Consider the following 14,071-nt stretch of genomic DNA (forward strand, 5'->3'; position numbering starts at 1 on the left):
CCTTTCGGTCACGGCGCAGGGAGCTTGCGCTGGAGCGAGCGCAACTGCGCGCGGACCGTGGTGGCGTAGCGCGCCTTGGGGTCGAGTTCAAGATAGCGCTCGTATGCGTGGACCGCGGTCGCGACCTCGCCGAGCTCTTGCGCGATCACCCCGAGGGCCAGCTGCGCGTCGGCCAGCCCCGCATCGGCCTCGACCGCCGCCTTGGCGGCCGGCAGGGCCTCCGCGAACTTGCCCTGATCGAGCCGCGCATTGGCCAGCAGCGCCTGCGCCTCCGCGTAGCCCGGCGCCTCCGTCACCAGCTCGACCAGCGTCGCCTCGGCGTCCTTCGCCTTGCCGTTCTTGTATTGCTTCTGCGCCGCCTCGAGCTTCGCCTGCTGCTCCGGCGAGATCGGCGTCCCCGGCGGCGGCGCCACCGCGTTCGTGGGCTCCGTCGCTGGCGGCGGCTCGGGCGCAGGTTCGATCACCGCGACCTTCTCGGGCGTCGTCGGCTCCGTCTTCGCCGGCTCGACCCTCGCCGGCTCGACCTTCTGCGGCTCCGGCTCCGGCTGGGCCCCCGCCACCGGCTCGACCGCCTGCTTGCTCGCCCCCGCCAGCAACCTGTCCCTTGGGACATCTGCCGAAGTCGGCCGCCACAGCAGCGCTGCCACCGCCGCGGCGCCCACCGCCATCAACCCCCACGGCCACAGCGAGCGTCGCCGCGGCGCCTCTTCGGCCGCCACCGCGAAGTTCGCCGCCGACACCTGCGACGGCGCCGGCGTCACTCCCGAGTTCATCGCCAGCGTCTGCGCCACCAGCTCGTTGAGGCGACCGAGGTCCGCCGCGCTCTCCGAGAGCAGCGGCTGCCCGTCGCCTGGCGACGACTCGAACGCGCTGATCGTCGGGATCGCGCCGCTGTGTTCGCGCCTGCGCACGATCACCGAAGAGGATGGACGCGCCCGCGGCGTCGGCACGTCGCGCGGCATCACCAGCTCGCCGACGGCCTCCGCGCTCGGCGCTCCCATCGGCGACGCGATCGTGAACGGGCCCAGGCGATCGGTCACGCGATCAGGATGACCCACCGGGGTCACCTCTGGCGAGTCACCTGGCCCGTGAGACTCGTCCGGAATCCCGCCGACCAGCACATCGTCGTGCTCCGCCCCGCCGGAGCCCGGGAACGGCTGCGGGTAACTCGGCATCGGCGGCAGATCGGCCGCCGCCTGGGCCGGCGGCGTGAGCTCGGGCGGCGGCACCTGGATCGCCATCGAAGTCGCCTTGTGGAGGTCCCACAGCTCCAGGTTGCCCTCGACCGGCGTCTCTTGCGACTGCTCCAGCGCCGACTCGTGCGGCTCGAGCAGCAGCCCCTTGAAGTAGAGCTCGCTGACGTGCTCGAGCGCCTGCAGGTCGTCGAGGCCCGAGTCGTCGATCGCCTGGATGATCGTCCGCCGGGCGTTGAAGCGGCGCAGGATCGTCTGCTCCTGTGGCGTCAGCTCCGGGTCCGACTTCGCCGCCAGGCTCGTGTCGATGATGAGCACGTGGTCGAGCGGCGGCAGCCCCTCGAGCAGGCGGCCCCACTCGTCGACCCGCCGCATCCCCTCCATCAACAGGCTCTGCGTCGACTCCTCGATCGTCGGCACCCGGCTGATCGCCTTGAACTCGACCTCGAACCGGCCGTCGCTGAGCCCCAGCAGCCGGAACACCGCCGCGTCCGCTTGCAGCCGCCCCATCTCCGCGTCGATCAGCCGCCCGTCGCGGAACCACACCGCCGCCCGCCCCAGGTCCGTCTCGAACTCGATCGTCCCGCTCTTGCGCGAGATCTCGATCGTCTGCATCAGGTCCACGATCGCCATGTCGGCGAGCTGCCCGCTGAACTTCGTACGCGCGTCCTTCTTGCCGATCCGCTCCTGCTGCTTTCGTTGCAGCAGCATCTTCACGCGGACCATGATCTCTTTGACGTAGATCGGCCGCGTCAGGTAGTCGTCGACGCCGAGCTCGAGCCCGTGGACCTTGTCTTCCAGCTCGGTGGCCGAGGTCAGGAAGATGAAGGGGATCTGGCCCCACTTGGCGTGGCTCTTGACGATCCGGCAGAACTCGAAGCCGCTGCCGTCGGGTAGCCGCGTATCCGACACGATCAGCTCAGGATCCGTCAGATCGAGGAACTGCAGCGCCTGCAGCATGTTCTCGGCCGCGGTGATGCTGTAGCCGGCCTTGCGGAGGCTGACCTCGAGCACCCGCCGCGTCCGGGCGTCCGCGTCGACGATCAGCAGGTTTTGCCGGGCCATGTGCCCTCACCTGCGGGGGAGCCCCCGGCTCCCCGGCTCCACGACGCGCCTGCTCCCCCGGAATTCCCCACGGCTCGTAAAACGATAGCAACCCGGTCAACCGGGCGGCAAGCGGCCGCGCCGCGCGCTGGCGGCCAACATGTCCCAAAGGCCATGGACGTTAGTGCGCTTCTTCCCCGCGGCTCGTCGTGCAATCGCAGCCCCGGCAACCGAGCGGCGAGCGGCCGCGCCGCTGGCGACCAACATGTCTCAAAGGCCATGGACGTTAACGCGCCTCTTCCCCGTGGCTCGTCGTTCAATCGCAGCCCCATCAACCGTGCGGCGAGCGGCCGCGCCGCCGGCGGCTCACATGCCCCAAAGGCCATGGACGTTAACGCGCCTCCCCATGGTCGTGCGCTCGCAGCCCCGTCAACCGAGCGGCGAGCTGCCGGCCCAACATGTCCCGAAGGCCATGGACGCTTGCGCGCCTCCCCAAGGCTCGTCGACCGCTCGCAGCCCGTCAACCGAGCGGCGAGCAGCCACGTTGCCGGCGGCCAACATGTCTCAAAGGCCTTGGACGTTAACGCGCCTTCCATGGCTCGTCGTGCCGCTCGGTTGACGTGGCTGCGAGCGCAAGCTGCCGCGCGCAGGCGGCCCAACATGTCCCAAAGGCCACGGACGTTAGCGCGCCTCCCCATGGCTCGTCGCCCGAGGGCGGCCCCGTGATTGAGCGACAAGCGGCCGCGTTCCCCCGCCAAGCCCAGCAGAAGCTCACCAATTCCAGTGGGGTCCCACTGCACCGTCGTGGCCGTCGATCGAGCTCCGCTTCCCGGCGGACGCCGAGACATCGCCGCTACCATCCACATGTCCCAGCGACCATGGACATTAGCGCGCGCTCGTGTTTTCCGTGCTCCGCGTTTCTCTGCTAGCTTGCCCGAGTGGTCGGCGTGCCGTTCCATCCCTTCGAGACCACGCCTGCAGCCGTCACTCGCTGCCGACGCGTACATGCCTCGGGGATCATCCGTAACCGACGTGGGCCGCGACGACCTCGACGGCGGCCGCTAGCCCGACTTCCTGCTGCTCGCCTGGCCAGCGACCCGCGTCATCGACGCCCAGACCGAGCCGGTTCGCCGAGGTCACCGTCGACCTGGAGCGCGGCCGAGGCGAAGCTCCACCGATCCTTGGTGCGCTCGTCCTCGCCGATCGTGCTTCCGTGCGCAGTTCCCCCGGGACGCCCACGGCTGCCCGGGGTCCTCGTGACCGATCGAACTCTGTGAGCCGTCGCCGCGAGACACCCGGTCGATGCACGCCGATTCCCCGCCCTCCGCGCTCCCCCTGCCGCCCGAGACGCTTCGCGTCCGCCTCCGCCAGGCGCCCGTCACCGCCGCGCTGCTCGGCGTGTGCATCGTCCTCTACGCGATCACCTTCATCGCCACCCTCGCGCAGGCCCCCGACCCGCTGGACGTGGCGATGCGCAGCGTATGGAGCCTGAGCCTCACCGACAGCACCGACATCTTCCGTCAGCTCGGCGCCCTCGAGCTCTCGCGCGTGTGGCTGGACGGCGAGTGGTGGCGCGTCGCTACCACCGGCCTGCTTCACGGCAGCTTGCTGCACCTGGTGCTCAACAGCATCGCCCTGCTCTCGGTCGGTGAGTGGGTCGAGCAAGCCTGGGGCCATTTTCGCACGCTCGCGCTGTTCACGCTGGCGAGCATCGGCGGCGCCCTCGCCTCGCTCGCGTGGTGCGAGTCCCCGATCGTGCTCGGCGCCTCGGCGGGGATCCTCGGCCAGGCCGGTGCTATCTGGCTCGCTCGCCGCTGGGGCTCGCCCATCCTGCAGGACAAGCTCGCGCCGATCTCCGCCACCAGCCTGGCGATCTTGATCGTCATCTGCCTCGGCGTTGGTCTCCTCGTCCCCGGCATCGCTCAGGCTGGCCACCTCGGAGGTCTCGCCGCCGGCCTTCTCCTCGGCGGCGCCTGGGTCACCGGCAGGCGCGCCGGGAAATTCGCCCTCTCCCTCGCGCTCGCCCTCCTGCTCGGCGGCCTCGCCTGGCTCGGCGCCCGCCCCACCCACCGCACCAACTACTACGCCATCCTCGGCTTCCGCCAGCTCGCCGACGACCGCCCCGCCGACGCCCTTATCCTCTTTAATAGAGGGCTCGAGCTCGACCCCGACAACGCCAGCTTCCGCAACGCCGTCGCCTACCAACTGGCCGTCGACGGCGTCGAGCTCGACCGCGCCGAGTCCCTCTCCCTCGCCGCCCTCGCCACGAACCACCTCAATCCGAGTTACCTCGATACCCTCGGATGGATCTGGTGCCGCCAAGGTCATCCGGCCGCCGGCACCCACGCGCTCCAAGCGGCCGCCTGGTTAGCGAGCGAGCGCTTCCCGGAAGTCGACGAGCACCTCGCAGGCTGCGCCTCGGCCGCGGCGCCGAGTGTTCCACGTGAAACACTCTGAGCCGGCTCATCGCCGAGCGAGAGCCGGGCTTCTTCAGCCCGCACAGCCTGATGTTCCACGTGAAACGTGGCGAGCTTGCCGCGCACCTCGCGGCCTGCATTTCGGCCGCGGGTGTTCCACGTGAAACACTCTGAGCCCGGTCTTCGCCAGGCCCAGCAAGACGGTCTTCAGACTTCGCATGGCCTGATGTTCCACGTGAAACATGACGATTTCCGGCCAGGCGGAGGTACCGGTCGCATGTAGCTCATACGGGCCGCCGCCCGTAGCCCACACGGTGCTGGACTCAGTCCCTCTGACTCTCTTCGCGGGTTTGGAGTACGCCGCCGCCGGATCGCAGGCCGTCCCCGGAGTGTTCCACGTGAAACACTCCGAAACCAGCTCGTTCAACAGGCCTAGCAAGAGGCCAGCACCTCAGGCTCGCACAGCCTGATGTTCCACGTGAACGACGCCAGCTTCCGCTGCGCCCAACGGCTTGATGACTGGGCCCTTCTGACAGTCATCGCTGCCCGGCGGGCGCCGCATGGGCGCGTTCCCAAAGGCCGGCTGCGGTGACCTCGGTCTGAAGCTACTGGCGAGCGAATCGCCAAATGCGGTCGCCGAGGGGTCGCCTGTAACCTGCGACTGTAGCGACCAGTCATGCACGCTAGCCGGCTATCTGGCCTCGGAGGAGTTTCGTCCACTCTCGCTGGGTCTCGTCTATCGAGTGCTTTCACAGCGACCCGCGCGGCCATGGTCGGGTCGACGACCCGCCCGGAGATAGTCCCGCAGCAGCATGGGGCATTCATTGTCGAGGACCTGGAACTGCAGTCCCAGCGCCGGCAGACCGAACTCGGCTCCGACGCCGCCTCTGGGGTCCCTGCAGCCTATCGGCGGCGTACCATCCCTCCAAGTTCAGGCCGAGTCGATTCGAGCGCTGGCGTCGAGCCTAGCTCGAAATCTGCTTCAGAAATGCCGCCCCGAATGCACAGGCCGCCTGCGGAGCGTTCTCTCCCGCCTCATGACCTCAGCCGGTCCGCGCGAAGCTCTCTGCTTGCGGCCTCTGAGGGATCCTTCCCCAAGCCGGGACCAAGGACCAAAGGTTTCCACGTGGAACTCATGACCAGTTGCAGCGCCTCGAGGGAACTCCTGGCTCTGCTACTGCCTGCCCCCGGCTCGCGCCCAAGCGATCACTAAGTCCTGCCTTCCTGGGCGTTCGCTACATCGCCCGAGATAAGCACGTGACGACTCTCCACCGCTGCCAGGCGCTCAAATGAGCCCTGAGCCTGGATAGCTTCTTCGCGCTCAGGGCTGCCTTCCCGTGTTTCACGTGAACCTGGGGCCTGAAGAATTGGCCCTGAGCCCAGACAGGCCGACTCCGCGCTCTAGCCGCTTCTCCAGAAGTCTAAGTGAAACCTGTTTGTAGCGGGGCTGAAGGAGCGTCGACTGTCCCGCTCCAGCTAGTTGAAAAGAAGCTCTTTCCGCCACCCACTTGCCCGGACCGCGGTGCCGGTCCCCGCCCGGGCCAATCAAGTCCTCGGGGCGCTCGCTCCCGGAAGAGGGATGAGCTCTCCCGCCGATCACTACGCCCACCAGGGTCGAACTCAAGCATCGGTTTCCGCCGCTCACCAGGCGATCGATTCTGCCTTCTGGACCTGGGCGGCGACTTTCCCATTCGCCGCCCAGGCTCCTCGGGTACCTCCCGCCTCAAACCCAATTTGTCATGAGCGGAGCCAGCGTTGAAGGAAGAGCCCAACCTGACTCTTGCCGCGGGCTGACGGCCTGAGCAGCGGAGAGACACGAGGCTCGGCCTGAGCAGCGGAGAGACACGAGGCCCCCTCGTGTCTCCCTCGAGCACACCTCGCCGACGTCACCGAGTATCCCGCTCCGCGCTCAGCTCGTTCGCAGCGCGGCCGCGGAGTTGCCTGACTTCAGCGATCTGCTGACCCAGCACGGAACCCACGCAGGAATCTCCGCCACCGATGGAGCACCCCTTCACCGTTCCACGTGAAACGCTCACCCCCGCGCCACCCCGCGGATCGACCACCGGGCATCATCCACCCGCCCCACCTCGCCCGCGAAGACCCCCGTCTCCGCCCGCACATGGGCGACGACCACCCCGCCCGGCTTGACCCACTGCCGGCCCACTTCCACCCAAACCTCGGGGCTGAACACCGCCCTCGCGCTGGCCCAGTCGAAGCTCCCCGGCGTTACCAGCTCCCCACCATTCTTGACCGGCCGCCAAGACGCCCCCTCGACGTGTCCGCGCAGCACCCCGCAATCTCGCCGCCCGATCTGGTGCACCGCCATGTCGAGAAAGGACGCCCGCCGTTCCCGCGGCTCGATCAGCGTCACCTGCACCTCGAGACAGGCAGCAACCACCAGCGCAGGAAAGCCGGCACCCGAGCCGACATCGAGCCAGCGCTGCTCGGGTCGTGTCCCGATTTTGTGCGCCAGGCCGACCACCTGCAGGCCCTCGAGGACATGTCCCAAAAGACCTGCCTCATCGGTTGCCCCGCTCAGGTTGAACGCACGACCGAAGCGCTGCCACAGCCCCAGCAGCAGCCGCAGCCGGTCCACTGCTGCGGCCTCGAGGTTGAACCCGAAGCGCGTCGCCGCCGCCTCGAGCTCACCGCCAATATCGACATTGCTCCCCTGCACGCTCGCGGAGTAAGAAGAGCCCTCCCTTCTGTCAAGCAGCATGTCCGAGCTGTTGAACCAGCGACTCCGTCGCCACCTCGCCGCGCTGCATGCCGAAGGCCTCGCGCGCGAGCTGCCGCAGATCGGTCAGCGTGACGGAGTCCGCTACCAGCTCGACGGCGCCTGGGTCACCGGCTTCTGCAGCAACGACTACCTCGGTCTTGCCAACCACCCGCGCCTGCGCCCCTCGAACTTCGCCACGCTCGCGTCGGGTGACGCGGCTGGTGCCACCGCTTCCCGACTCGTCGCCGGCGACCTTCCCGCGCACCGCGCCGCCGAGCAGGCCCTCGCCGCCCTGGCTGGCTCGGACGACGCCGTCCTGTTCCCCAGCGGTTTCCAGCTCAACGTCGGCGTGCTGCCCGCTCTGATCGAGCCGGACGACACCGTTTTTAGCGACGCGCTCAACCACGCCAGCCTCATCGACGGACTACGCCTTGCCCGCGCCCGTCCGACGATCCTCCCGCATCGCACCGCTCCACCGCCGATCGCCACCCCGCGCTGGTGGGTGACCGAATCGATCTTCTCTATGGACGGCGACACCGCCGAGCCCGCTCGCCTGCGCGAGTTCAGCGAGCGCGGCGGCATGCTCTACCTGGACGAGGCCCACAGCCTCGGCCTCTTCCCTGGCGGCGCAGGCTTCGCCCGTCACCACGGCATTCGTACCTCGGTGCTCATGGGTGGCCTCGGCAAAGCGTTCGGTCTGGCCGGGGCCTTCGCCGCCGGCAGCCGCGAAGTCTGCACGTGGATCCGCACCCGCGCCCGCAGCTTCGTGTTCAGCACCGGCAACCCGCCCGCGCTCGCCGAACAGGCCCGGCTCGCTGCGACTCTGCTGACCGGTCCCGACGGCGACGAGCGCCGCGCCCGCCTGTGGAACAACGCCCGGCTCCTGGCCGCCGCCCTCGAGCGCACCCCGCCGGTCTCCCCCATCTTCCCCGTGCTCATCGGCGCCAACCAGCTCGCCGTGACGATCAGTCATGCGCTGCGCGAACGCGGCTGGCATGTCCAGGCGATCCGCCCGCCCACCGTCCCGGTCGGCACTGCCCGCCTGCGACTCACCGTCACCGCCGATCACGACGAAGCGCAAATCCACGGCCTCGTCGCCGATCTCCGCACCCTTCTGCAGCGGCACGGCCTCTCGCTCGCCGACACCCAGCCGCTTACCGACCCGCGCTGAGCGCCCTTTCGCTGTCCCTCGGGACATGTCTCTAAAGACATGCCGAGGCACATATCCACCTGGTCTTTGAGCCATGTTGCAGCGGGGTCACCGCCACAACTCGCTCGTCGCCCAGAATCATCTGTCTCTTGGGACAGCTCCGACGACGGCGGATCGAAACAGCCGAGCCCAGCGGCCTGCGCTGACGACTGTCCCCAAGGACACATCCGTCACCGCCGTTCAAGTGAGACCGAGCCGCAGCCTGGCCCTCAGCACGAGCCCCGCTCCCCTGGCCGACCAGCTGCGCACCTGTGGTGCCGCTGACAGGCGACCTGCCCTACCCGGCGATCCCGGCGCCAGGCCTCACTTGCCGATGCAGAACTGGCTGAAGATCCGCCCGAGCACGTCCTCGCCGATCGGGCCCAGCGCATCGCGGCCGGTGATCTCCGCCAGCTGACGTTCCGCCACCCCGAGCTCGAACGCCACCAGCTCGAGCGGCGCCATGCGCTCCAGCAGCGCCAGCGCCGAGGACAACGCCGCTGCTGCTTCGGACGCCCGGTCGCGGTGACGTGCCAGCCCGATCCACGGGGCACTCTCGTCCCCGCGCACCACTTTCAGAAGCTCGGCGCGCAGCCCCATCAAACCTTCGCCGGTCTGCGCGCTCACGCCGATCCACTCGGGGCGGCGCGTTCCCAGGTCGCGCTTGCTCTCCACCTGCAGCGCCGCCGGAAACACTGACTCGCTCGGCTCGGCGTCGGCGGGCTCCAGCCACAGCACCACCTCGGCCCCCGCGATCTGCTCGCGACTGCGACCGATCCCCTCGTGCTCGATCGAATCGTCGGTCGCCTGGCGCAGCCCGGCCGTATCGACCACCACCAGCTCGATCCCCTCGAGCTGCAGCTCCGCCTCCACATAATCGCGGGTCGTCCCTGGCGTCGGCGACACGATCGCCCGCGAGCGGCCGAGCAGCGCGTTGAACAGCGCGCTCTTGCCGGCGTTGGGCGGCCCTGCGATCACCACGCGCGCACGTTCACGCGCGCGCTGGCCGGCCGCGAAGCTCCCCAGCCATGACCGCGTCGTCGCCTCTTGCTGCAACAGCGCCGCGCGCCAGCGACTCACATCGCCGTCCGCGACGTCCTCGGGGAAATCCAGGTTTGCTTCGATCTCCGCGCGCAGATCTCCGACCGCGCTGCGCAGGGATTCCACCGTGCGACCGAGCTCGCCGGCGACCAGGCGTCGCGCTTGATCGATCGCCGCCGACGTGCGCGCGGCGATCAGCGCCGCGATCCCCTCCGCCTGCTCCAGGCTCAAGCGGCCATGCTCGAAGGCCCGGCGCGTGAACTCGCCGGGACCCGCCGCGCGAGCCCCTCGTTCTTGCAGCGCAGCCACCACGCGTCCGACGTTGCGAGCGCCGGCGTGCACATGCAGCTCGACCACGTCCTCGCCGGTGAACGAGTTCGGTCCGGGCATCCAGGCCACCAGCGCGTCGTCTCCCGCGCCTTCGCCGTCACGCACGCGACGACGCGCGAGCACTCGCGGCGGCGGCAGGCTGTCGACCAGCGCCTCGACGAACGTACGCGCCTCGGGCCCGCTGACGCGAACGATCGCCACGCCGCCGTCGGGGGTACCGGTGGCGACGCCGACGATCGTCGAATCGGGGCTCTGCGAGGCGCGCGGCCGGGTCAAGCGCGGGCGTCGTCGTAGTCGTTGCCGCCGCGGCGCGGCGGATCGCCGTCGCGCGCGGGGAACACGACCACGTGGCGGAAGCGGCCTTCGCCTTCGGACTCGGTGCGCAGGCCGTTGACTTCGACGAGGGCGAGGTGGACGACGCGGCGTTCCATCGCGCTCATCGGGTCGAAGTGATACGGCTTGCCGGTGCTGAGCACCTTCTGACCGATGCCTTGAGCGAGCTCGCGGAGGCTCTTCTCGCGGCGCATGCGGTAGCCGCCCACGTCGAGGGTGATCCGCATGCGCTCGAAGCCTTCGGCTTGGAGCACGCGGAGCGTCAGGTACTGCAGCGCGTCGAGGGTCGCGCCGTGGCGGCCGATGAGCAGGCCGCCGTCCTCTTCCGACGTGTTGAGGTCACAGTGGAGACCGTCCTCCTCGACATCGATGTCGACCTCGACTTCGACGCCGAGGAGACCGAGGACGGACTCGAGGAAGGAGCGGACGACGGGGACGGCTTTTGCGTAGCGTTCGTCGGCGCTGAGCTGCGCATCGTTGGCGTTGGCTTCGGGCATGCTGGGATCGCCTCCTAGGACTTCTTCACGGCCGCGGTCTGTGTCGGTCGGACCTGGATGAGGGTCTGGATGAGCGACAGCAACACGTTGGCGAAGATATAAACCCCGAGGCCGGACGGGAGGAAGAGCATCATGACGGTGAAGATGATCGGCATCATCCACGCCATCATTCGCGCCTGCTCGTTGTCCACGCCGGACGGGGTGGCCTTCATCTGGATGTACATGAGGGCGCCCATCGCCAGCGGCAGGATGTAGTACGGGTCCTGCTGGGTCAGATCGGGCAGCCACAAGAACGGCACGCGGTACAGCTCGACGGCCGTATTGAGGGTCGCGTAGAGCGCGATCCACACCGGGAGCTGGATAAGCATCGGCAGGCAGCCGGCCAGCGGATTGACGCCGGCGCGCTGGAACAGCGCCTGCATCTCCTGGGCCTGGCGGACGCGGTCCTCGCCGTACTTCTTCTTGATGTCCTCGAGCTCCGGCTGGATCTCGCGCATCTTCTTCATCGACCGCATCTGCTTGAACGTCAGCGGCAGGGTGATCAGCTTGACCACGACCGTCAGCAGGATGATCGCGACGCCCCAGATGCCGGTGAGGTTGTAGAAGGCGCGGAGCAGCCAGATCATCCACTCGCCGAGGATGCGATTGAGGCCGCCGAACCAGCCCCAGTCGATCACGTCCTCGAGGTGGGCGCCGGGCACGACGGCGAACTTGTCGAGCCGCTCGAGCTCCTTCGTCCCGAAGTAGACGCCGAACACGTACTGACGCGACTCACCGGCCGCGAGCGTCACCGGCTCGACCGACAGCGTCGTCGTCAGCGCCTTGCCGTCGGTGCTCTGACCGACGCGGCACGACTGGACCGCGACCTCCGGGGTCGGGACGACCGCGGTCGCGAAGTACTTGCTGTCGAGCGCCGCCCAGCGGATGCGACCGCGGACCTCGCCCGAGCTGTCCTTCACGTCGCTGGGCGTGTAGGCCTCCCAGTCGTCGGCCGTCGCGCACACGCCACGATGGACGTCGTAGCTGTTCTCCGCGCCGATGCCGAACGCGTTCTGCAGCGTCAGTCGGTGCTGCTGCGGCTCGGCCGAGCGGTTGGCGACGTCGACCGTCAGCCGGCCCTCGTAGCCGCTCGTCAGCTGCAGCGTGCTCTTGACCTCGACGTCGGCGTTCTTGAACGCGACGGACCAGTCGGTGTCGCTCTGGCCGGTCGGCTCCCACGCCGGGTCGCGCGGGAACTTGAAGTCGGTCTCCGAGCCGTCGAAGCCGATCACCAGGCTGCGCGTCCCGTCGAGCTTCAGGAAGTCTTCGCCCTTGCCGTCCGGGTTGATGAAGTGCTTGCTGAGCAGCTCCGTGCCGCGGATGAGGCCGCGGTGGTTGGTCACGTCGAGCGCCAGCAGCTCCGACTTGAGGCGGTGCTCGGCGACGGGGACCTTGGGGGCCGCAGCGGCGGCCGTGCGCTCCTCAGCCCGCTCTTCGGCGGCCTTGGCGTCGGCTTCCTTCCGGGCGCTCTCCACTTGCTGCTGCTGCTGCACCGAGGGCTCGGGCAGCGGCGGCGCGAAGAAGCGCTCGTAGACCAGCCAGATTACGACGCACGAGACGATCGCCAACAGGGTACGACGCTGTAAATCCACGGCTCAGCAGCTTTCGGGTGGTAGGGCCGCCGGCGGAAGATCGACGCCGCCGGGATGCCACGGGTGACAGCGGAGCAGCCGCCGCGCGGTCAACCAGCTGCCGCGTAGCACTCCGTGATCGGCGATGCACGCGCAGGCGTAGCGCGAACAGCTCGGCGTGAAACGGCAGCACGGCCCGAGCAGCGGCGAGATTGCCACCTGGTAGCCGCGGATCAACGCGATGATGATGCGCCCTAGCACGCAGACGACCCTGGCAGAGGTCCAGGCCCGGGGGGCCGTGGAGAGATTCTCCGAGACATGGCGTCCATCGCCGCCACGACTTCAGCATAGCGCACGGTCGACGCGCTCTGTTTGGCGACCCAGACCATATCGCACGGCAATGCGAACTGGCTGCGTTTCCGCCGGAAAGCCTCGCGTACGAGGCGCTTTATGCGATTTCGCACGACGGCCGGGCCGACCTTTCGCGTGACCGTGATGCCGAGGCGAACCATCGCAGCGAGCTCTTCGACGCCATTCTGCTGTTCGCTCGCCGGAATCTGACCGGGCGGCGCCACGAACACCAGGAAATGTCGCGTGTGGTGCTTTCCGCCGCCGTTCTGGACCCGCAAGAAGTCCCTGCGCTTCCGCAAGCGGAAGATCGCAGGGAACCCTTCAGGCTTCATTTGACGGTCCAGAACCAGCGCGGCTCACTTGCCGCTGAGCTGGACGGCGAGGCGCTTGCGGCCGCGGCGGCGACGAGCCGCGATGACCTGACGACCGCCGCGGGTGGACATACGGGCGCGGAAGCCGTGCGTACGGGCGCGGCTGACGTTGTGGGGCTGGTAGGTGCGCTTCGACATCGGGACGTTCCCTGGGTGATTCGGCGGCTGCGTCGACGCGGAGGCGGAAATTGCCCCGGACGAGCGCCTGTGAACAAGGGGCCGGATCGATACCAGCGGACCTCCCTCCTGTCAAACGCCCGCCTGGCCGGCGGCCCGTCCGCAGCCCTGCGATCCCTCTCATGTCGCCGCGGTCCATCGCAAGTCGCTCCCGCGGCCGGCGCTTTTGCCTCTTCAGTAGTGCATCTCACCAGATGGGCGTAGAACAGCGGCCCACGCCTCATCTGTTCAGTCCCCACACGGCGCCCGCGCTAGCTCCGCGACCGCTCCGGCAGCGAGACGCGACTTTCAGTGCGGCCCTCTCGTCGGCTCCACAAGCCAACTTCCGCGCCCGGCTGCACGCAAAGCCGCTTGCCTGGAGAGCCGCTTTACCACCCTCCCCCACAGCACCGGATTACGCTCCGCCAAGGGTGCGTGCCAGGGTCGACCTGGCTCCCGCGGCAGATCGATACCGCGCTGTTACCGCGCGGCGCGCGCCTCCCTTCCCGAACGATCTTGGCCACTTACACTTTCCGGCCCCTCCACCCTTGCCCCTCGCTCCGAGCCCCGAGTAAAAGAGCCCTCCCGCGTCGCCCGGCGCCGCGGCGGAACCTCAGCGACCGGAGCGACGGCGATAACGCCGGACAGTTGCTCCACGGTCACCCCCCAGACCGGACAGTCAGCCCCTTGTCTCCGGCCCGGTAGGCCGAAATTCGGCCCCCGGGCCCTGAATTTTTCTCGCCGCCCCCGCGCGGCCCTTAAAAATTCACAGATGTGGAGAATCGCCGAACTCATTCGGCGATCTATCCGAGACTATTGG

General features: G+C 68.7%; 10 protein-coding genes. 2 read left to right on the forward strand and 8 right to left on the reverse strand.

The genetic code is table 11. The features are described from left to right. Positions 1-8: 8 nt before the first annotated feature. On the reverse strand, positions 9-2,258 hold the full coding sequence (locus POL25_RS16950; protein WP_272087079.1) for a DUF4388 domain-containing protein: 2,250 nt from the start codon (positions 2,256-2,258) through the stop codon (positions 9-11). A gap of 1,281 nt (positions 2,259-3,539) precedes the next feature. Between POL25_RS16950 and POL25_RS16955 the strand changes: the two genes are divergently transcribed. After that, positions 3,540-4,694: a rhomboid family intramembrane serine protease gene (locus POL25_RS16955; protein ID WP_272087080.1), complete on the forward strand. Its 1,155-nt coding sequence runs from the start codon at positions 3,540-3,542 to the stop codon at positions 4,692-4,694. A gap of 1,992 nt (positions 4,695-6,686) precedes the next feature. Here POL25_RS16955 and POL25_RS16960 read toward each other — a convergent pair. Then, positions 6,687-7,331 carry a 16S rRNA (guanine(527)-N(7))-methyltransferase RsmG gene (locus tag POL25_RS16960; protein ID WP_272087081.1) on the reverse strand — a complete coding sequence of 215 codons (645 nt, stop codon included), beginning with the start codon at positions 7,329-7,331 and terminating at the stop codon, positions 6,687-6,689. A 40-nt stretch (positions 7,332-7,371) separates the two neighbouring features. On the opposite strand from POL25_RS16960, the gene POL25_RS16965 reads away from it, so the two are divergent. Next, positions 7,372-8,544, forward strand: a complete 1,173-nt coding sequence (locus tag POL25_RS16965; protein ID WP_272087082.1) for an aminotransferase class I/II-fold pyridoxal phosphate-dependent enzyme — start codon at positions 7,372-7,374, stop codon at positions 8,542-8,544. Between the two features lie 342 nt (positions 8,545-8,886). On the opposite strand, the gene POL25_RS16970 is transcribed toward POL25_RS16965, so the two are convergent. The 6 genes from POL25_RS16970 to rpmH are packed head-to-tail and all read right to left on the reverse strand — an operon-like array spanning position 8,887 to position 13,233. Continuing rightward, positions 8,887-10,209 (reverse strand): tRNA modification GTPase, encoded by a 1,323-nt coding sequence (locus POL25_RS16970; RefSeq protein WP_272087083.1) that lies wholly within the window; start codon positions 10,207-10,209, stop codon positions 8,887-8,889. After that, positions 10,206-10,763: a Jag family protein gene (locus POL25_RS16975; RefSeq protein ID WP_272087084.1), complete on the reverse strand. Its 558-nt coding sequence runs from the start codon at positions 10,761-10,763 to the stop codon at positions 10,206-10,208. Before POL25_RS16975 ends, POL25_RS16970 begins: the two co-directional genes overlap by 4 nt. A 14-nt stretch (positions 10,764-10,777) precedes the next feature. After that, positions 10,778-12,394, reverse strand: coding sequence for a membrane protein insertase YidC (gene yidC / locus POL25_RS16980; protein WP_272087085.1), 1,617 nt, complete (start codon positions 12,392-12,394; stop codon positions 10,778-10,780). 3 nt (positions 12,395-12,397) lie between these two features. Next, the gene (gene yidD, locus POL25_RS16985; RefSeq protein ID WP_272087086.1) at positions 12,398-12,634 is read right to left on the reverse strand and encodes a membrane protein insertion efficiency factor YidD; all 237 of its coding nucleotides are present in this window, start codon (positions 12,632-12,634) and stop codon (positions 12,398-12,400) included. Further along, positions 12,628-13,056, reverse strand: a complete 429-nt coding sequence (gene rnpA / locus POL25_RS44905; RefSeq protein WP_373372073.1) for a ribonuclease P protein component — start codon at positions 13,054-13,056, stop codon at positions 12,628-12,630. The genes yidD and rnpA overlap by 7 nt, the downstream gene beginning before the upstream one ends. Before the next feature lie 24 nt (positions 13,057-13,080). Continuing rightward, a complete protein-coding gene (gene rpmH, locus POL25_RS16990; protein WP_272087087.1) occupies positions 13,081-13,233 on the reverse strand; it encodes a 50S ribosomal protein L34 in 153 nt (50 codons plus the stop codon). Positions 13,234-14,071 lie beyond the last annotated feature (838 nt).

Source organism: Nannocystis bainbridge (genome assembly GCF_028368995.1).
In the GTDB taxonomy this organism is placed as follows: Bacteria; Myxococcota_A; Polyangia; order Nannocystales; family Nannocystaceae; genus Nannocystis; species Nannocystis bainbridge.

What these genes read in the sequence shown, in the direction of transcription:
- POL25_RS16950 (WP_272087079.1), bottom strand. Translation starts at nt 2,258, where the DNA reads ATGGCCCGGCAAAACCTGCTGATCGTCGACGCGGACGCCCGGACGCGG.
- POL25_RS16955 (WP_272087080.1), top strand. Translation starts at nt 3,540, where the DNA reads ATGCACGCCGATTCCCCGCCCTCCGCGCTCCCCCTGCCGCCCGAGACG.
- POL25_RS16965 (WP_272087082.1), top strand. Translation starts at nt 7,372, where the DNA reads ATGTCCGAGCTGTTGAACCAGCGACTCCGTCGCCACCTCGCCGCGCTG.
- POL25_RS16975 (WP_272087084.1), bottom strand. Translation starts at nt 10,763, where the DNA reads ATGCCCGAAGCCAACGCCAACGATGCGCAGCTCAGCGCCGACGAACGC.
- rnpA (WP_373372073.1), bottom strand. Translation starts at nt 13,056, where the DNA reads ATGAAGCCTGAAGGGTTCCCTGCGATCTTCCGCTTGCGGAAGCGCAGG.
- rpmH (WP_272087087.1), bottom strand. Translation starts at nt 13,233, where the DNA reads ATGTCGAAGCGCACCTACCAGCCCCACAACGTCAGCCGCGCCCGTACG.